This is a genomic window from Blautia faecis, from assembly GCF_027662325.1.
GTDB lineage: Bacteria > Bacillota > Clostridia > Lachnospirales > Lachnospiraceae > Blautia_A > Blautia_A faecis.
On the sequence record NZ_JAQDKY010000009.1, the window covers coordinates 13,420 to 33,360 of the forward strand.

The 19,941-nt window shown below is 40.1% G+C and carries 19 protein-coding genes; 15 read left to right on the forward strand and 4 right to left on the reverse strand.

Annotation, left to right across the window (positions count from 1 at the left end; all coding sequences use genetic code 11):
* The 14 genes from PGQ38_RS06310 to PGQ38_RS06375 all read left to right on the forward strand — a co-directional run bounded on the left by PGQ38_RS06310 (position 1) and on the right by PGQ38_RS06375 (position 16,818).
* Positions 1–234, forward strand: a complete 234-nt coding sequence (locus tag PGQ38_RS06310; protein ID WP_262624073.1) for a complexin-2 — start codon at positions 1–3, stop codon at positions 232–234.
* Between the two features lie 174 nt (positions 235–408).
* Positions 409–630 (forward strand): DUF5348 domain-containing protein, encoded by a 222-nt coding sequence (locus tag PGQ38_RS06315; protein WP_270431065.1) that lies wholly within the window; start codon positions 409–411, stop codon positions 628–630.
* 197 nt (positions 631–827) lie between these two features.
* Positions 828–2,141, forward strand: coding sequence for a plasmid recombination protein (locus tag PGQ38_RS06320; protein ID WP_270431106.1), 1,314 nt, complete (start codon positions 828–830; stop codon positions 2,139–2,141).
* 77 nt (positions 2,142–2,218) lie between these two features.
* Positions 2,219–2,533, forward strand: a complete 315-nt coding sequence (locus tag PGQ38_RS06325; RefSeq protein WP_270431108.1) for a TnpV protein — start codon at positions 2,219–2,221, stop codon at positions 2,531–2,533.
* A gap of 162 nt (positions 2,534–2,695) precedes the next feature.
* A complete protein-coding gene (locus tag PGQ38_RS06330) occupies positions 2,696–2,908 on the forward strand; it encodes a helix-turn-helix transcriptional regulator (RefSeq protein WP_270431110.1) in 213 nt (70 codons plus the stop codon).
* The gene (locus PGQ38_RS06335; protein ID WP_270431066.1) at positions 2,895–3,323 is read left to right on the forward strand and encodes a hypothetical protein; all 429 of its coding nucleotides are present in this window, start codon (positions 2,895–2,897) and stop codon (positions 3,321–3,323) included. The genes PGQ38_RS06330 and PGQ38_RS06335 overlap by 14 nt, the downstream gene beginning before the upstream one ends.
* A gap of 217 nt (positions 3,324–3,540) precedes the next feature.
* Positions 3,541–3,789, forward strand: a complete 249-nt coding sequence (locus tag PGQ38_RS06340) for a type II toxin-antitoxin system prevent-host-death family antitoxin (protein WP_168933414.1) — start codon at positions 3,541–3,543, stop codon at positions 3,787–3,789.
* A gap of 3 nt (positions 3,790–3,792) precedes the next feature.
* On the forward strand, positions 3,793–4,092 hold the full coding sequence (locus PGQ38_RS06345; RefSeq protein WP_270258811.1) for a type II toxin-antitoxin system RelE/ParE family toxin: 300 nt from the start codon (positions 3,793–3,795) through the stop codon (positions 4,090–4,092).
* A gap of 30 nt (positions 4,093–4,122) precedes the next feature.
* Positions 4,123–6,414: an SIR2 family protein gene (locus PGQ38_RS06350; RefSeq protein WP_270431067.1), complete on the forward strand. Its 2,292-nt coding sequence runs from the start codon at positions 4,123–4,125 to the stop codon at positions 6,412–6,414.
* A 411-nt stretch (positions 6,415–6,825) separates the two neighbouring features.
* Complete coding sequence (locus PGQ38_RS06355) at positions 6,826–8,310, forward strand: TIGR02677 family protein (RefSeq protein WP_256144253.1); 1,485 nt, start codon at positions 6,826–6,828, stop codon at positions 8,308–8,310.
* A complete protein-coding gene (locus PGQ38_RS06360) occupies positions 8,310–9,452 on the forward strand; it encodes a TIGR02678 family protein (protein WP_270431070.1) in 1,143 nt (380 codons plus the stop codon). Before PGQ38_RS06355 ends, PGQ38_RS06360 begins: the two co-directional genes overlap by 1 nt.
* A complete protein-coding gene (locus tag PGQ38_RS06365) occupies positions 9,445–13,557 on the forward strand; it encodes a TIGR02680 family protein (protein ID WP_416386740.1) in 4,113 nt (1,370 codons plus the stop codon). The genes PGQ38_RS06360 and PGQ38_RS06365 overlap by 8 nt, the downstream gene beginning before the upstream one ends.
* Entirely contained in the window at positions 13,535–14,833 is a 1,299-nt protein-coding gene (locus PGQ38_RS06370) for a DUF2399 domain-containing protein (RefSeq protein ID WP_270431074.1), read from the forward strand. Before PGQ38_RS06365 ends, PGQ38_RS06370 begins: the two co-directional genes overlap by 23 nt.
* 38 nt (positions 14,834–14,871) lie before the next feature.
* Positions 14,872–16,818: a bifunctional metallophosphatase/5'-nucleotidase gene (locus PGQ38_RS06375; protein ID WP_270431075.1), complete on the forward strand. Its 1,947-nt coding sequence runs from the start codon at positions 14,872–14,874 to the stop codon at positions 16,816–16,818.
* A 106-nt stretch (positions 16,819–16,924) separates the two neighbouring features.
* Here the strand turns inward: PGQ38_RS06375 and PGQ38_RS06380 are convergent, their stop codons facing one another.
* Positions 16,925–17,257 (reverse strand): helix-turn-helix domain-containing protein, encoded by a 333-nt coding sequence (locus PGQ38_RS06380; protein ID WP_173715800.1) that lies wholly within the window; start codon positions 17,255–17,257, stop codon positions 16,925–16,927.
* A 60-nt stretch (positions 17,258–17,317) separates the two neighbouring features.
* On the reverse strand, positions 17,318–17,389 hold the full coding sequence (locus tag PGQ38_RS20475) for a DUF6783 domain-containing protein (RefSeq protein WP_373119314.1): 72 nt from the start codon (positions 17,387–17,389) through the stop codon (positions 17,318–17,320).
* A 267-nt stretch (positions 17,390–17,656) separates the two neighbouring features.
* On the opposite strand from PGQ38_RS20475, the gene PGQ38_RS06385 reads away from it, so the two are divergent.
* The gene (locus PGQ38_RS06385; protein WP_270431077.1) at positions 17,657–18,694 is read left to right on the forward strand and encodes a DUF3878 family protein; all 1,038 of its coding nucleotides are present in this window, start codon (positions 17,657–17,659) and stop codon (positions 18,692–18,694) included.
* Between the two features lie 8 nt (positions 18,695–18,702).
* On the opposite strand, the gene PGQ38_RS06390 is transcribed toward PGQ38_RS06385, so the two are convergent.
* Positions 18,703–19,134: a threonine/serine exporter family protein gene (locus PGQ38_RS06390; protein ID WP_270431111.1), complete on the reverse strand. Its 432-nt coding sequence runs from the start codon at positions 19,132–19,134 to the stop codon at positions 18,703–18,705.
* A gap of 5 nt (positions 19,135–19,139) precedes the next feature.
* Positions 19,140–19,904, reverse strand: coding sequence for a threonine/serine exporter family protein (locus PGQ38_RS06395; RefSeq protein ID WP_173715802.1), 765 nt, complete (start codon positions 19,902–19,904; stop codon positions 19,140–19,142).
* Positions 19,905–19,941: the final 37 nt, after the last annotated feature.

The window sequence follows — 19,941 nt, forward strand, 5'->3', positions numbered from 1 at the left end:
ATGAAAAATGTACAGATTCCACAGGAATTATTTATGAAACTTCTTCGGTATCATCTGCTTGACGATGATAGCTGCACGGAAGAAGTGAAAAACGGATTGGAGCAGAAAATGAATGCTATGGTGGAACGGGAATTATATACGAGATCCAAAACTGCCCCGACGGAGGAGGAACGAGAAAAAGCCCGGCAGGAGTATCTGGACAGGCGTGGAATACCGGAGGATTTCCGTTGGTAGTTTTTTCTTGACTACGATAGGACAGGGGCGTGGCACGCTCCTGTATCGTTGGCAGACAAGGAAAAGCTGCAGATGTGAAGATGGAAGTTTTTGGCATTGCGGAAAGGGAGCCCCGTTTCAGGGCATCCTTAGCGACTGATTTTGAGTTTAATCCGATTGGAAAGGAGACTGGAAATGAGAGAAGGTAGACTTGGGTACAACAGTAACAACGGAAGATACGGTATCTTGTCATCGGACTTATGGATTGATACCGGATTGCACTGTGGGGAATGCCTGCAGATTTTGATGGATGGCAAACGGGTAGAGACCCGGATGGAAATGGATGCTGCCCGGAACTGGTATCTGGTGGGGACACCTTACCGTGGTGATCTGGAATATATCCGGGCGAGGATATAACTGGGCACAGCTATACCGACAGAAGGGAGGAAAAGCTCCCGGCAGGGCGCAAGGGTACTTTTGATGGACGGTACGGCTGTCGAAAGTGCTTTTGCGTTACTTTTGACAAAAGTAACAAAACCGCCGTATCCGGCGCAGATTTCTTTTTGCCGTATCTGGCATTTTTATAAGCGAGGGGGGGGGTGAGAATAGTGGAAATGAAAAGGACGATCAGCGGTATGATTGGAAAAGGTTCTATCGCCCACAATGAGAGAAAGTTTATTGCAGAAAACGTAGATGCTGCCCGGACAATCCGAAACGTGGTATTGCAGTCAGAGAATGTGAAGGACGTCTATCATGAATTATTTGATGAAGCAATTGAACGGTACAACGCAAAACAAAAACGGAAAGACAGGAAAATTGAAGATTATTATGAGCACATCCGAACTGGGAAACAGGAGAAAGTTTTCCACGAAGCAATTTTTCAAATTGGGAATAAAGACGATACCGGGTGCTTAAGTAGAGAAGGGCAGATTGCCAGACTGGCATTACTGGATTTTGCAAAAGATTTTCAGAAGAGGAACCCACAGTTCCGGGTATTCGGTATATATCTACATATGGATGAGGCAACACCACATCTTCATATTGATTTTGTGCCGTATGTAACTGGAAGTAAACGAGGGCCGGATATCAGAGTATCCATGAAACAAGCACTGGCATCCAGAGGCTTTGTCGGAAAGGGCAGGGAAAATACAGAATATAATCAGTGGATGGAATCGGAGAAACAAGAGCTGGCGAAGATCGCAGAAAGATATGGGATGATCTGGGAGCAAAAAGGTACACACCGGGAGCATCTGGATGTCTTAAATTTCAAAAAGGAACAGCGTGAGCAGGAAGTGGCAGCTCTGGAAGAGCAGAAAGCACAGCTACAGAAGGAAACGGCTGCATGCCATGAACTGGCAGATAATCTCCATGAGGAATTGTTGCAGACCGGGAATGAACTGCAGAAAAAGAAGGCAGAGCGTGCCAAGGCAGAAAAAGCAGCAGAACAGGCGAAAGCAACTGCCGATAAATATGAGAAAAGTCTGAAACAGGCAAAAAATATTGCAAAAGATATCCAGAAATATGCCGGTGAATTCTCGAAACCGGTTGATGAGGTACTTCCAGAGGCTGGGATGCTGGAAAGTGCCAAGAGTTACCGGGATAAAAAGGCATATCCGGTAATCAGTGAACTGAAAGATCTGCTGTATGGTTTGTATCTGAAATATATTCAAATAAAAGAGCAGTTAGATCAGGTTGTTTATAAGTATGACAGGTTGAAAAATTCTAATCAAATATTAGCGGAGCAGAAACAGGAATTGATAAGTGAAAATGCTGTTCTTCGGGAAGAAAAAGAAGATTTTTGGAGATTAAAAAGGGCAGTTGGAGAAGAACGTTCCGAATATCTCATTCAAAACGAAAGAAGCCGGGAAATAGATGAGGGGAACAGACGAAAAGTAAATAAGCGGTCGTATGATCTGGACGCAAGATAAGGAGGATTGACGCTATGAAAAAACATATTTACGATGATAAGAGTGGTCTGGGCTATACACTGTAAGGGGATTATTATCTGCCAGATTTGGAATTGCCTGAGGACGAAGAAGCACATTATGGGAAGTATGGAATACTCCGGAAAACTTATCTCAAGGAGCATAGAAAACCGTACTATCAGATGTTTATGTTGCAGGGGAAGCTTAATAAACATCTGAACAGGGTAGATCGGGAAGCGCATGAGCGGATGGAGGTACTGGTAATGCAAATGGCAGAAAAGCAGGGAGTTACGGAACCGTTGAAGGCAGAACAGCCGAAGCTTTGGATACGGAAGATGAATGGGATAAGGACTGCAGCAGAGGAAATGGTGCTTACAGAGATTATATATGGGTAAGAAGTAAAAAAGAAAGAGTATCATTGTTTTTATCATTAGCAGATGAGGAGTTCTTTTTATTTCTATTATGGAAAGTTGACTTGACATTTTTGGGTAATCATGTATAATCAAGATACGGAAAGTTAACTTTCCGTGAATGAGAAGGGGATGAGAAAAGCATCAATGAAAAACAGATTAGAAGAATTAAGAAAGGAAAGAGGAATTAAGCAACAAGAATTAGCGTCTGCCATGGAAGTTTCAAGACAGACCATTGGCTCCTTGGAGAATGGAAGATACAATCCGTCCATTTTGTTAGCCTTTAAACTTGCCAGGTATTTTGGTATGAGTATTGAAGAAATATTTATATATGAGGAGGATAAACATGAAGAAAAGTGATAAAATCATGTTAGCAATTTATATTGTTATTGGTATAGCTTTAGTAATTATTGGAGTTACTATTCAAGTAGATTACTATTCCTCAATGATTTTTGCCATGGGATTCGCATTGATTTTTAGCAGCATTATGCAGTTAGTGAGACATTATCACCATACAAGACCAGAAAATGTAGAGGAATATCGTAAAAAAGTACGCCAACAGGAAATTAATTTAAAGGATGAAAGAAAGGTACAGCTTCGTAATCGTGCGGGATATATATCATGGGCAGTTACTATGGTGGCGTGTTTTATTGCTTCGTTTATAGCTGCACTATTTCGTGCAGGTACTTTGATCGTATGTATTCTTGCCGGTGTTGCAGTTGCAGAGTATATATTAGCTACGATTATATATCGTTATTTGTGTAAAAAGATGTAAATAACAATGTTTTATCTAGATAAATATAATCAAGAATGAATCTTTGATGTTTTGATTGATTATAATTGGTGAATTCCTTGTCGGGATATTATTGAAGAATTGATGGTTACTATTTGAAAAATAAGAAAGCTGTAAAATTTTAAGTTGAATTTTACAGCTTTTTCGCATATAATAAATATAGAAAAAAACAGTGCATCAAGAAAGGAGACCGGTCTATATGGCGAATATTTTACCAGTATCTGATTTGAGAAATTATAATGAAGTTTTAAAAAATTGCCGGACTGGAGAGCCGGTGTTTTTGACGAAAAATGGCAGAGGGCGTTTTGTAGTGCTTGATATAGAAGATTATGAGCGTGATCGTGCAGAGAAAAAGCTATTAATGAAGCTGCAGGAGGCAGAGGAGGCAGTCAAAGACGGCGAAGGCTGGCTTAGCTTGGACGAATTAAAAGCACTTGTGGGGGAGTAAACTATGCTGAAATTACGAATCAACCCATTGGTTGCAACGGATTTAAAAGAAATTCGTGATTATATCGCTGAGGATAATGCAGAATATGCTGCAAAGACGATCAAAGAAATTTACGGTAAATTTGAAAATATTCAAATGTTTCCGGGGATAGGTGCAGATCTCTCCAAAAGAGTTAGTTTCCGAACAGATTACAAGTATGCGGTTTGGGAGAATTATGTGATCATCTATAAAGTGGGGGAAGAGTATGTAGAGATTTACCGGGTGGTAAATCGGTATCGGGATATTACGAGGATTTTTGATTAATATATTATCATTAAAACCAGGAGAAATTGTATGATAGAAATAGATAATAGAAATATATTTTTTGACAAATTAAAAACAGGTATTAATTTATTTACAGGAGCGGGATTTTCGGTATTAGAATCTCCATCGGGAAATAGATTACCAGTAGCGAGTGAATTATGTGGGGATATTTGTACAAAATTTAAATTGGATGCTTCGTATTCTCATGATCTTGAAAAATTATCTTCTATTCTAAAAAGAAATTGTAAGAAGGAATTTCAAGATTATCTTAGGGAAAAATATATGGTTCAGGACTATAATGAATTATATGATGTGTTAAATAAAATCAATATTTCAAGTATTATAACAACAAATATTGATAACCTAATTTACTCTGTTATGGATAAAAGTAGTAGATATTATCTAAATAGTGTTTCGCATTATGGACCGACTAAAAAAGATGGATATTCAATTGAATACATACCTTTGCATGGGGATGTTTTAGACCTTGATTCAGAATTGTATTTTGGTAAATTTGAACTTTGTAATGTAAGTAATCAAAAGCCGGGCTTGTTTTCTATGATGGAAAGTGCATTGTTGCGTAAACCGACAGTATTTTGGGGATACGGTTTTCATGACGGGAGCGTTTCAGGTGTGCTTGATAGAGTGTTAGAAGATGGAAGACAAGATGTTTGGATTCAGTTAAAACCTGGTAGTGCTGATATACAATATTTTAGAGATTTGGGATGTAAGGTTATTATTGGTGACACAGAAGCACTTTTAAAAGAGATAAATGAGGAATTGGGCAAAACGAAAGATAGTAGTTCTACAGAAAGAAAAGGAGAGAGTCATTTCTGGAAAAAGTATGCTGTTCCAAGTATTAATCAGGTTGAGAGTTTGCCAATTAGTGATTTTTATAGAGAGGGAAAGACGCATTGGTATTATGCCCTGACTGAAAAAGCCTATTTAACACAATGTGTGAATACTATTATTGATGCTGCATTGGGAAATAAAAATGTTATTGCTGTAGGTATTCCGTTGGGTGGTAAAACTATGATGTTAATGCAAGTTGCATGTAAAATAGGAAAACCAACGTATTTTGTAGAAGATTTAAATGAAGCTAAAGCAAAGTTACTATGCAACAATGCAATTAAAGATAAGCAAGAATTTATTATTTTGGTAGATAATTGTTCAGAGGATATGGTAGCATACAAGATGTTAGCAGAATGCTCTTATATTAGAACAGTAGCAACCAGTGATGACTTTATGTTTGAGTCATCAAAACATATTTTAGAACGGGTGTCTTATAAAAAAATAAATATTCCAGATATTGAATATAATGAAGCTCAAAGAATATTTTCTAATATTCCGGAAGACTTAAGAAAAGATGAGTTTAAATACAAACAAAATGATAATGATAAATATTCAATATTAGAACTGATATCTGCAAATGTAAAAGGAGTAATTTCGAAAAAGAAAATAGAGCAGTCATTGACAAGGGTTAAAATTCAGAATGAGGAAGCTTTTGAGTTAATATTACTTACAGCGTATCTTATTTATAATAAGTCTGCCTTAACAACGGATGTACTTGTTGGATATTTTAACTCAACGGACATAAATTCTATAAGGCATAAAATTGAGATTGTGCAATCATATTTATCGGATTTGAATGTTTCTATTGATGAAGATATTGATGATCAAGATTATTATACATTAAGATCATCTATGTTTGCAAAATATACTCACAATGTGGCTTCTTTAAAGTTTAAAGAGGATTATGGAAGAATAATTAAAAAATTTATAAAAAAAGTTTCGCCATGCTATATATATAAAGATTATGTTTTTAAAAGAACGGCATATGACGCAGGTTTGTTCTATGATATTTTTTCTGATGAAGGAGATGCTGCATACGAGGAAGTGTATAAAAATGATCCGAGTGCATATACATTGCAACAATGGGCATTATATAAAGCTAAAACAAAAAGATTCTCCGAAGCATTTTCAGACATTGATAAAGCAATTCATTTACAGCCTAATAATTTTAGCGTTAAAAATGCACGTGCAATTATATTGTTTGAAGCCAATAGGGATAAAATAACTATGGAAGCTAAGAGTGCATTAATGGAAGCGATGAGCATTCTGGATAAATGCTATAATAGTGATAAACGTAAAATATATCATGCTCAGAAGTATGCAGAATTTGCACTTGTGTTTTTGGAAAAATATGAAGAAAGCATATATATTGAGCAAGCTTTTTCTTGGTTGGAGGAATTGATTAAAAAAGAAGAATCAATGAGTAAAAAAACAATAGGTCTTTATGAACAATTAAAAGTAGTTAGATAAAAGATTATTTGTTGGTAATGAAAGACATAGAAATATTGACATATGATAACATTTCCATGATAATAATATGATAACACCAGTCGGTACAGCCCATAGGATTAAGACAGTTGGACAAAAATAAAACCAAATAGAACCGAAACACCTATACAAAACTGTATAGAATTAATTTCGAATTTGCGAGTTTGAATAAAAAAGTGAAATAAACAAAAAAGCGAAATTGGCTGTAGGATAGAATTCCTGCAGCCTCTTTTCGTGCAAAAAATAGTAGCTTTTACAGATTAGGACTGGTCGACTGGCCAACGTCTTGATACAATGTAATCGGTGAAACAATCCGCAAGTATCGTAGTCGGGGACTTTTGCCTCCGACATTATATATAAGTAACCCCATGTATGAAAAGAAGGAGAGGCCTCATGCAGGTATCAGATAAATTAATCAAACCACTGACAGAAGCGAAATATTTAAATGCAGATAATGTAAGCAGATATCGCTGTATTATGCGTATTTTTTTTGAACATTACGAGAAACTGAAATACTGGCTGTACCAGGAAGAGGTTTACGAAGAAATGATAAAGGATCCTTTTTTTGCAGATTACAGACCAGAGCAGTGTCAACAGGATCTTACAATGTTGACAGAATGGAAGAATCTGAATACGATCCAGGATACGAAAAAGGTGGCATCCATTGAAGAATTTAAGAACAAAAAGTACCGCTATCAGATGACGGAATATAGTGTAGAGATAGAACGTCTGGTGCTTAGACTTGAGAACCTGTTCATTGAAGGTGCATCCCTAGAACCCACATTATTGGAGCGGATACGAAGAGGTATAGAACGGTTTCCGGAGATTGTGGAAAGAGATAAAAATGAAGTATATACCTGGTGGACAGATCTGAATAATGATTTTGTACGCCTGAATCAGAATTATCAGGACTATATCAGAGATCTGAACAGTGTGCGGGCAGAAGAAATGATGCATACGAAACAGTTTCTGGTGTTTAAAGACCGGTTGATCGAATATCTGCGCAGCTTTATTAAGGGATTACAGAGAAATGTAGGTGTGATAGAAGAAAGCTTATGCATGCAGAAGGAAGAGATGAAAAATCAGGTATTTGAAAAAGTAGTTGATTATGAATTGTCGATACCGCGAATGGATGTGGAAGTATCGAAGGAAATGATCTGGCAGAAAGTAAAGGGCCGTTATCAAAGTATCTATGACTGGTTCGTAGGAAAGGAAGGTCAGGAGAATGAAGCGGGAAAGCTTTTTGATGCGACAAATGACATTATTCGCAGGATCACAAGATATGCAGCGCAGTTAAGTGAAAAGAATGCATTGGGGGCTAACCGAAAAGAAGAATACCGCAAGGTGGCAGAATTATTTTTGCAATGCCAGGATATGGAAGAAGCCCACAAAATGTCTGCAATGGTATTTGGCATGGAGTGCCCGCAGCATATTGCCGGAGATCTGGTACGTGAAACGGATAGTATGAATATCGGAGTATATGAAGAACAACCCATGGAAATCAGTTTAAAGCCAAGGATACGCACATACAGGGAGAAATCCAGAAGAAGTGCGATCCGCGAATCAGCAGAGCAAAAGCAGGAAACAAGACGTAAAATGCTGGAAAAACAGAGAGAAGAAATGGAAAAACTGCAGGCGTTAGAAGTGAATGGAAGGATTCATTTTGGAGAATTACCGGTACTGGAACCAAGAATCAGGGAGATCCTTTTGAAATGGCTGTCAGATGCCATGGAATCTGCGGATTTTTCTGCAAGAACGGATGATGGAAGAAGATATATATTAGACAGAAGCCGGGCAGATGAGACCTGTGTTGTGCATTGTCTGGATGGTAATTTTACTATGCCTGATCTGTCAATTGTATTTCAGGAGGAAACGTGATGAAGGAACTGGAGATCCTGTTAAATAAAAGATGGGTATTAAAATCCAGAGATAAGGAAACCTATTATAAATTAAGAGATGCCCTTGGAGAACTGCGTAAATTTACTACAGAGAAAATGGGCTGCCAGATCATTGATAATTCACTTCTGATAAAGATGGAGAAGATTCCGGTGATACCAGAAAGCTTTATGGGGATTCAGAAATTTTCCTCAAAAGAAGAATATGCCTATCTCTGTATTTTGCTGATGTTTCTGGAAGACAGAGATGCACAGGAGCAGTTTATCATATCACAGCTGACGGAATATATTACAGCAAATCTGCCTGGGGAAATCTCTGACTGGACATTGTATACGAACAGAAGAAAGCTGATTCGTGTAATGAGATTTGCAGAAGATCAGGGGCTTATTGGAGTTACAGATGGAAAAGACGAGGCATTCATGGACGATGAAGGAGGAGAAGTGCTTTATGAAAATACAGGGGCATCCAGATATTTTATGAAGAGCTTTTCAAAAGACATTATGGAATATACGAAACCGAAAGATTTTCAGGAAAGTGACTGGTTTGAAGTGGATGAAGACCGAGGCTTTGCAAGAAGGCACAGAGTCTATAAAAGACTGATCTTTGCACCTGGTATGTATAAAGAGGATGGCTCATCGGAGGATTTTGAATATCTGAAATATTACGGACGCAGATTAAGCGAAGAACTGGAGCAGATATTTGACTGTCATGTGCACATTCATAAGGGAAGTGCATATCTGCTGTCGGGAGACGACTGCAGAATGGGAACAGTATTTCCTGGTAATAATTCCATTTCAGATATTTTGCTTTTGTGCTTTCGTGAAATACGCAAGAAGATTGAGAGTGGCCAATGGAAAAACGGATTGGATGAAACCTGTCTTATAGATGGGATTGAATTTGAAAATATGATAAAAGAAATGAAACAGGAATATGGAAGTGGATTTTCGAAAAATTATCGCGAGATGCCGGAAGGGGAATTTGTAAAAAGTGTGTTGGATGAGATGGAGTTGTGGATGTTCATAAGAAAAGAAGAACTCGCTCATCAGATAAAAATATGTCCGCTCACCGGAAAAATACAGGGAAGCTATCCGGAGGATTATATGGGAGGAAGAAATGATGAATAGCAGATGGCAGGCAAATAAGATCGGACTGATTAATTTCTGGTATTATGACGAACAGGAATTCCCGTTTGTGAAGGGAAGAATGCTCCTTCGAGGTTCAAACGGATCGGGAAAATCAGTAACTATGCAGAGTGTGGTGCCTCTTCTTCTGGATGGAAATATGAGCCCGGAACGACTGGATCCCTTCGGTTCCAGGGACCGTAAGATGAGCAGCTATCTTCTGGAAGAAGATGACGGACGTGAAGAACGCACAGGCTATCTGTATCTGGAACTTAAAAGACAAAACAGTGATACATATTTGACCATCGGAATGGGTATCCGCGCAAGAAGAGGAAAGAATCTGGATAAATGGTATTTTAGCCTGACCGATGGAAGACGTATCGGTAAGGATTTCTTTTTATACAAGGATTCAGGAGAAAAGGTTACACTTTCCAAAAAAGAGCTGGAAAACAGGATTGGGGATGGCGGCCGTGTTATTGACAGACAGGTTGATTATATGGAATATGTGAACCGTCAGATTTTTGGATTTGAGACAACAGAAGAATATAAGGAAATGATAGATCTTTTGATTCAGCTGCGTACACCGAAGCTTTCCAAGGATTTTAAGCCATCTGTAATCAATGATATTTTAAGTGATTCCCTTCAGCCCCTGTCTGATGATGACCTGCGTCCTATGTCGGAAGCCATTGAAAATATGGATACCATGACCATGAATCTGAAAAACAGAAAAGAAGCCAGACAGGCAGCAGAAAAAATCCAGGCAGTATTTTCAAAATATAATCAGAAATTATTATATGAAAAAGCAGAACGCTGCGAACAGGCTGGGCTAAAATTGGAAAATGCAAGGACACAGCAAAAAGAACAGGAGAAAAAGCTGTGTGAATGCAAAAAGAAGATTGAAGCTCTGAAAATAGAACATCAGGAGTTGGATGCGAAACGTGAATCCATGGAGAAAGAGAAAGAATCTCTGAACAAAAGCGACGCGGTAGCATTGAAGCGAAGAGAAGCGGAGCTGATTACAGAATTAAACGGACAACAGAAAAACCTGGGAGAAAAGCAGAGATTCCTGGAGCAGAAACAGACTCAATATCAGGATGCACAGAATCAGATTAAAACAGAAGAAGACAGGAAATATGAGAAAGAAAAAGAACTGGAAGAGCTTATAGAAGAGATGCAGGATGAGGCTGATACCATGGCCTTTGAAGAGCATGCATTTATGAAGGAAGAGCTGGAAAAACATCCGGAAGAACCATACAAATTCAATTTACACCAGCAGCAATTTGATAACACAAAAGAAAAAATTAATGAGGGAACAGAGATACTGGCAGAGACAGATCGTCTGGAAAGACAGAAGGATGATCTGATAAAAGAAAGAGAAAGACGGATTCGTGAACTGGATACTCTTCAGAGAAAAGTGTCAGAACTGGAATCTGTATTTGTGCAGACACAGAATGAATGGAAAGAAGCATTGTATCAGTGGAACGGTGCAAACCAGGAGCTGGCATTAGAAAAAGAATTATTAAGAGAATTAAGTATATTTGCCGAAACGTATAAGGAATCCTCTGATTTTGCCGAGGTTCGTCAGAGGATTGCAGATGTATGGATCAAGAAAAATGGGGAAATCGAATCTGAACTTTCGGTAAATGATACAGAGAGCCAAAATACAAAAAAAGAGTTGGAAGAAGTAAGGGCAGATCTGGCCGAATGGGAGAATCAGAAAGAACCACAGCCGGAACGTTCAGAGGCAGTCATATGTAACCGCAAGAGACTGGATGCTCTTGGAATTCCATATCAGGAATTTTACAAGGTTATAGAATTTGGAGATAATCTGGAAGAAGAAGCCTGTAACCGTTTGGAAGAAGCTTTATTAAAGATGGGAATTCTGGATGCACTGGTAATAGATGAGCAATACAAAGAGCAGGTTTTGAAAACAGAACAAGGATGTGAAGATCATTATCTGTTTATCTGCAAGAACAGTCAGAAGAATCTGCAGCCAGACAGAAGTCTGTTGGATGTATTGGAACTGAATGAAGAAGTGAATGACATATTTTCCAATCAGCGTCTCACCGGAATCCTGGGAAGCATTGCATATGATAGTGAGAGCTTGTTTACCGTTGCAGAAGATGGAACCTACGGAATGGGAGTGCTTGCCGGAACTGTAACAGGAGAATATGAGGCAGGATTCCTTGGAACAAAGGCCCGTGAAAAACACAGACAGGCAAAGATAGAAGAGTGCAGACAGAGAATCACAGAGTTGGAAACTGCATTACAGCAGCTGGAGGAACTGCATAGAAAGCTGTCTGACAGAAAAGCTATTCTCAGAAAAGAATACGAGAATCTTCCGAAAGACACAGACATGAGAGAAGCCCTTCGGATGCTGCAAGCCGAGGAACGAGAGTGCGAACAGCTGAAGCGCGAGAGTGATAAATTGGAGTGTCAGATCCGTGAACTAGTGGAGATACTGAAAGAAAAGAAAAAGAAAGCACTGGAAATTGCAGAAGCATTATATCTGACCTGTTCTTATGATATATTTAAAGAAGCAAAAAAAGCAGCAGAGGAATATGGAAAGCATTTGATCAGCCTGATTGCCGCACACGAAATGTATCTTAGAAGTCTGATGTATCTGAGAGAGCGAAAAGAACATCTGGAAGATCTGGATGCAGATATGGAACAGATACGGTATGATCTGCAGGAAATTCAAAAAGAAATCAGGAGAAAGACAGAAGAACAGACTTCCATTCAGGAACAATTGCGTCTGACTGATTACGAAGAAATTAAAGAACGGCTTGATGCATGTATTAACTGGCTGCAGGATTATCCGGAGCAATTACGTGTATGCGTAAGCAGACAGACACATGAAGAAGACGAAGTGGGACAACTGACACTGCGTTTAGACGAAAACAAGAAGAAAATTGAAGAATATGAAAAGAAAACGAAATATTTTTCAGAATGCTATGATATGGAAAAGGCTTTGCATTATGTGGAAATACCAAAAGAGATACCGGAAGATGCCGCACATATCAGAAGTTATCTGGAATCAGATGTAAAAGCGCTGGATAAAGACAGTGTGATCCGCGATCTGAATAAGGTATATTTTGAAAACAGAGGCTTTCTTACAGACTATCATTTAATGCAGAATGAGTTGTTTACGGAAGAAGAACAAACGGAATTTCCTGCAAAACGACTGGACATTTCGGCCAGATATCAAGGCGTAAAGATATCATTTGCCAGTCTTCTTTTGCATCTTGAAGAAGACATTACAGAGCTGGAGAATCTGATCAAAGATGGAGACCGGGAGTTGTTTGAAGACATTCTTGCCAATACGGTAAGCAGAAAAATCCGTGGAAAGATTAACGGTTCCAATACATGGGTACAGAAAATGAATTCCCTGATGAACGGTATGAATACCTCCAGCGGATTAAAGCTTAGCCTTAGATGGCGAAGTAAGACTGCAGAACAGGAAGACCAGCTGGATACGAAAGAACTGGTAGAATTACTGAAGAAAGATTATCGGCTGATGAGTGAAGATGAGGCAGCCAGATTGTCTGCCCATTTCCGTTCCAAAGTGGCAGAGGCACGAAGAAATGCGAAAGACAGTGCGGGAATGATATCCTTCTATCAGATCATGAAGGATACGCTGGATTACCGTAAATGGTTTGAATTCCAGCTGTTTTCCCAGAAAAACGGGGAACGTCAGAAGGAGCTGACAAATAGTGTATTCGGAACCTTCAGTGGCGGAGAAAAGGCAATGTCCATGTATGTACCGCTGTTTTCAGCAGTTGTGGCCAAGTATCAGGGAGGAAGAGAAGATGCACCGAGATTGATATCTCTGGACGAGGCATTTGCCGGAGTAGATAATAAAAATATTCGCGATATGTTCCGTCTGATGACAGAATTCCGGTTTGATTTTATTATTAACTCACAGGTTCTGTGGGGAGATTGTGATACGTTGGACGCATTGGCAATCTATCAGTTAATCCGTCCGGGAAATGCGAAATTTGTAACCGTTATGCCTTATTTATGGAATGGTCACAGGAAAGAATTGTTAGAACACGAGGAAGAAGTTGAACAGAGAGGAATAGAGCTTGGACAGGCAGAAGGAGTATAAATCTGAAAATAAAATGAAAGACTGTCTGGCTTATTTTCACCTGAGCCCGGTCTGGGAGAAGGTTCTGAAAGGCTTCCGGGAGAAATATATTTCTTACGGAAGGTTTGGTGGGAAAGTAATTCTGAAGAATCTGAAACCAACAGATATTGAAGAACTGGAAGGATTTTTTGGAAAATCTTTTCACAGTCAGAAAAGTGTAACGGTGTCAGCAGAAAAATTCAGACAGGCGCTGGAAACAAGCAGATATAAAGAGATAACGCCGGAATGCCTGTTGGAGAATTTTTTTGAAGAGCCACTGCTTGGAAGACAGGAGCAAAAATCCTTACGGGAACAGGAAAAAGAGCGTATATGGGATATTTTTCAGAGAGACTATGAAGGAACTTCTGTAGAGACAGCCTTAGAATCGTTGCGAAGCATTGTGAAAGACAACGGGAGTCAGGAACTGGCCAAATGGGACAAGATGCTGCGGCTTGGAGCAGAAATCTATAACAATCTGCCATATCGCAGCACAAAGATGTACCTTGCCGTATTTGCAGCTATGCGGACAGGCAATCCACATGCGTTTGATATTGGAACAGCAGATGGGAATTTTTTATATCAGATCATACAGATGGATTTGGAAATACGAAGAATTACAGTAGAGACATCTGCAATATTTCCTGCGTATAAGCGTCAGAAAAGTTATCTGCTGGCAGGAATCATGCTGGATGATGTTTCCAATTATACCATGCTGTATCAGGTGCAGGCTGTGAAAAAAGATGGAAATTATCATAAAGGTATGGCAGGTTTTGCGAAAGAACAGCATATTGTACAGGTTCCTCTTGCAGTGCTTACAGAATGGGATGCACTCTATTGTCCCCAAAATGAAATATATATTGTGGAAAATCCTTCGGTTTTTGCCATGCTTTGCGGAAAAGAAGAAACAGATCATAAGGAAAAAGCATATATGTGCATGAACGGTCAGCCAAGACTGGCAGGTTTGATGGCATTGGATTTACTTGCAAAATCCGAAACACGGATTTATTATGCAGGAGATCTGGATCCGGAAGGTGTGTTGATCGCACAGAAACTGTCACAGTATTATAAGGGCGAATTTTATTACTGGCATATGGAAGCCGCGGATTACGAAAGATGCAGATCCAAAGAGGTCATATCACCTAAGCGGCTGAAAATACTGGAACGAATAACGGATGAAAGGTTAAAGCCGGTGGCAGCGCTGATCGGAAAATACAGGACAGCCGGATATCAGGAGATGCTGGCAGAAGATATGCTATAGAAATCAGATGAAGATCTTTTGAATGAAAAGGAGAAGTTATGAAGACACGGAAACGAATTTTGTCAATTGTATTAACAATTGCAACACTGCTTCTGCTTGTACTGGATATTCCTGTGACAGCAGCTGGGACGAAAAAGGTAGACGTTTTGTTTACCCATGATACTCATTCCCATTTGGATAGCTTTTCAACAATTGTAGATGGACAGCAAAAAGAAGTTGGCGGTTTTGCGAAAATAAAAACCCTGATGGATGAAAAGAAGAAAGACAATCCAGATACCCTGGTATTGGATGGCGGAGATTTTTCCATGGGTACACTGATCCAGACCGTATATGATACGGAGGCAGCGGAGCTTCGAATGCTGGGATATCTGGGGTATGATGTGACTACTTTTGGAAATCACGAATACGACTACCGGTCAAAGGGACTGGCAAATATGCTGAAAGCAGCCATAAATTCCGGTGAGACAGTGCCGGAGATCGTAGTGTGCAATGTGGATTGGGATGCTATGGAGAAAGATGGCTTAAAAGATGGGCAGAAGCAGATCAAAGAAGCGTTTGAAGCGTACGGCGTGAAAGATTATGTTGTGGTTCAAAAGGGTGATACGAGAATTGCTGTGGTTGGTGTATTTGGAAAAGATGCCCTGGAATGTGCGCCTACATGTGAACTTCTGTTTAAAGATCCGGTAGAAGCAGTAAAGCAGACGGTAGCTGAGATTAAGAAAAACGAGAATGTGGATATGATCGCATGTGTGTCTCACGGCGGAACCTGGGAGGACGAGGATAAGTCAGAGGATGAAATCCTTGCAAAAAAGGTGCCGGATCTGGATCTGATCATCAGTGGACATTCCCATACAGAGCTGAATGAAGCCATTAAGCATGGGAATACATATATTGTATCCTGCGGTGAGTATGGGAGAAACCTTGGATCACTTTCAATGACACAGAAGGAGGACGGGCGTTGGGAAATGACTTCCTATGAGCTGATTCCTGTGTCTGATGAGATCAAGCCGGATCAGGAAACACAGAAACGGATTGATGAATTAATGGATACAGTAGACACCAATTATCTTGCAGATTTTGGGTACACCAGGGATGAAGTTCTGGCTCAGAACGATATTGAATTTAACAGTCTGGAAGAGATGGGAACAAAGCATGAAGAACTGAATCTTGGCGATATTATGTCTGATGCGTATGTATATGCTGTGGAAAATTCAGAGTATTACGATGGGAATCCGGTAGATGTAGCGGTTGTGCCAAGCGGAACGGTCCGTGACACATATACAAAAGGCAATATTACAGTAGAGGATGTTTACAATTCTTTTTCTCTGGGAATTGGAAAAGACGGTGTGGCAGGATATCCTCTTATCAATGCATATCTGACAGGAAAAGAATTGAAGCTGGCAGCAGAAGTAGACGCTTCTGTTTCGGATTTTATGACAACTGCAAGATTGTATTGCAGCGGACTGAATTTTACATATAATCCTCATCGAATGATTCTGAATAAGGTGACGGACTGTTATCTGACCAGAGAAGATGGAGAAAGAATTGAAATTCAGGATGATAAACTGTACCATGTTGTGACTGACTTGTATACAGGACAAATGCTTGGCTCTGTAATGAAAATGTCCTATAGTCTGTTGTCTCTTGAACCAAAGGATAAGAACGGAAATCCAATTGAAAATCTGGAAGATCAGGCAATCATGGAAGATGGCAGGGAATTGAAAGCGTGGGATGCTATTGCAAGATACATGCAGTCTTTTGAAGATACAGACGGGGATGGAATTGCTAATGTACCGGAATATTATGCAGTCACTCATAACCGTAAGGTTGTAGATGACAGCACAAATATTATTGATCTGGTGAAAAATCCCAATAGATTCTCAGTAATGATCGTGCTGATCTGCCTGCTCTTCCTTGTAATTATTATTCTTATTGTAGTCCTGATCCGAAAACTGGTCCGCAAGGCAAAAAAGAAAAGTATGTGATACTATCACAGAAATGGGGGGGAATAAAATCTGATATAATACTATAAACACCATAAAGTTACAAAAGGGGCTGTCAGGAAATAGACAGCCCCTTTTACGTTCAGAATCAATCTTCTTCCATCCATACCTTCATGGTTTTCAGAAGCTTTTGTTTCTCTGGAATACTCATTTTATGTACCTGCTCGGAAAGCTCGCGGTCCAGGGCAGTTTCACGGTATTCAGAATCAATTCTGCCAATCAGGGAATCCAGGGAGATGTTCAGCAGCCTTGCATAATAAATAAGGATACGCAGGGACATTGCAGTACGGTTATTCTCCACGTTGCTGATGTAGCCAGGAGTTACATTCAGAGCTTTGGCAACTTCTGCCTGGGTAAGCTTCATTTTGATTCGCAGTTCTTTCATTCGGGATCCTAAGTTTTCGTAATCAATCTGATTCATATTCGTTCTCCAATCTTTTTAACAGGTGCCGAACTGGCTTACCTGTGATTTTACACGCATTTAAGCTGCTTTCCAATTTGAACAAAATCTCCTGCAAATTCTGACGCACATCTTGCAGAAAACCCTTTTCAAACAGTTTCTTCAAACATGCTCTGGCAATCTATGGAACGGTTTCACCGCTTCCTGATTGCCTGCGGGTTCTTATATTATGGAACGACAGCTTCTTTATCCATAATATAAAGTATATAGAAAATATATGAAAAATGTAAGCTGTAAATTGTATGCTATTTATTTTATAGCTATATATCTGTTGTCGTTATTTTGACATTTCTGTCAGATACCCATATAATAAAAAGTGAAATTGGAAACAGGAATCGAACAGTTTGAGGTAATCACAAGATGCAGGATACATTTGAAATGCTGGAGGAGCTTTTGGAACAGGAGCAATTTGAATTGCTGTTTCCGAAAGAAAACGGAGCACAGGCTGAATGGGAATGTTATGAGACATATGAAAATAATGAGGGAAAACAGGGCGAAAAAGACAGCCTTGCCAGAGTGGGAAAAGAGAAAATTCCAGGTGATATCCGCCTTGTTTATTTGATGAATGATGCCGTAGAAAGCTTTCTCATTTTCCGGGATGCCAGACTTACAGGCTCTTATCTGGAGAATTATGAAGGCCCTCTGAAATCATCCTTAAGTCAGGAAGGGGATGAATATATACTGGTAGTATGGCAGGGGGAGAACGTAGTCACTCTGTTTTTCAGAATGCTGGATCTGGAGGTTTATCTTTATAACTATGGGGAGATCGGTCATTTCTGGGTACCTGGGTATGAATATCTGCGTCAGCTGGAATATCGGATCGCCATTGCAAGAGATAAGCTGGAATATCTGGGAGAAGAGTTTTGTACAGAAGAAGAAAGAGCACTTGTGCAGCTGGCGGACTTTCCACCGTTGAATTATTGTTGTTATCCGGCAGTGCCGAAACAGTATATTGTGCCAAAGGAAGACCCCTGGAAGCCGTCTGCAGCAGCATTTCAGGTAATGGAAGGGCTGGCAGAAGAAGCCCGGGATTTTTCTCTGCTTCGGTTGTTGCATGTTTATAAGAAATTTCCAGCTCCATTTATCGCCAGGATTTTTGCCAGGGCATTACACAAGAATAAGCATAGTGCAGTGATTGATCTTCTTACCGGAAAAATAAAAAGCGCAGCGGCGGCTTATCCTGACCGGAATTTTGGAAATGAGGCTGATCAGCAGCTAAAAAGTCTGCTGTCAAAAGCGGGAAAACTGCAGGAAAAACTGACCCGGGATGGAATCCATGCAGAGATATTAAGAGAAGAGCCCTTTACAACAGCCAGAGACAGCCTGGATTTTCAGGTTTTTCTCATGGTTTGGAAAAAGGACTGGCGGAATCGCAAGGTGGAAATCCGAAAACTGTGAGTAAGAAACTATCGTGCTTTAACACTTCTCAGAAAATAACAGATCGCCCACGCAATACTCATCCCCGCGGCGATTCCAAATGCGAAGAGAAAGGTATCTCTCCCATAGTTAAGTGCCTGCATGGGATTTCCCTCTACAATACTGCTCATGCAGTAATAAAGGGTACTTCCGGGAATTAACGGAATCACGGAAGTAACGAAAAAAGAAGTGGAAGTTTCCTTGCAGATTCTTGCCAGGATTTCCGCATACACATCTGCAATAAAACCAGCCAGCAGTGCCGGAAGAAAAACACTTCCCCACAGATTCTTCCCAAAGAGAAAGACCAGCCAGCTAAGAAAACCGCCGGCAGCAGCCAGAGGCAGATATTTGGTTTTCATGTGAAAAAGAAGACCAAAAGCCACAGATCCAATAGCTCCGGTAATCAGCTGTATAACCGTCATTGTGATCAAAGTCCAAACCTCCCAAAAAGAATAATTGCGCCCATAAAACCAAGCGCCAGTGCTGCTGCAAGAAGTAACGCGGCGATCAGCCTGATAATACCCGAAAGTGTATCACCAATGAGTACATCGCGGATCGCATTAGTTGACATAAGTCCTGGGATCAGAAGCATAATATCACCAATCATAATCTTATCCATGTGAAGGAAAGGACAGAGCAAAGTAAATCCGCAAATGGCGCAGCCTGTGAGAAAAGACGCTGCAAACTGGAAAGTAACCTCGTTCATACATACTGGTCTTAGATATTTTTGCAGGCTCCATATCAGGATTGCAGCAATGCCGGCAGTAATGGCATCCGGAATAGTGCCGCCGTAGAAAAGGGCAAAACTGCAGGCTGCAAGAACGCTTCCAAGCAGTTTCCAAAGAGGCTTAGGTCTGTTTGCATTGATCTTCTCAAATTCATTTCGCAGCTCCGCAGCAGAAACCGGATGGCTGCAGAAGCGACGGCTCAGGTCATTGAGCTGCTCCAGCTTGGTGAAATCATTCCCCCCACATTCATGAATGCGCCGTGTCTGCGTCCGTGCGCCATCTCCGGGAAATTCCATAGTAATAACAATGCTGGACGTGATGACGAAAACATTCATATGGGTAGCACCACAGGCATAGCCCATCCGGTTCAGGGTATCCTCCACCCGGAAAATTTCTGCGCCGCTGTTTAACAGTGCGTCGCCCATATCGAGAAAAACATGCAAATAATCTTTAGATGTCTGCATAAGGAATGCTCCTTTAAGTTATAGAAAAGCCCTGACG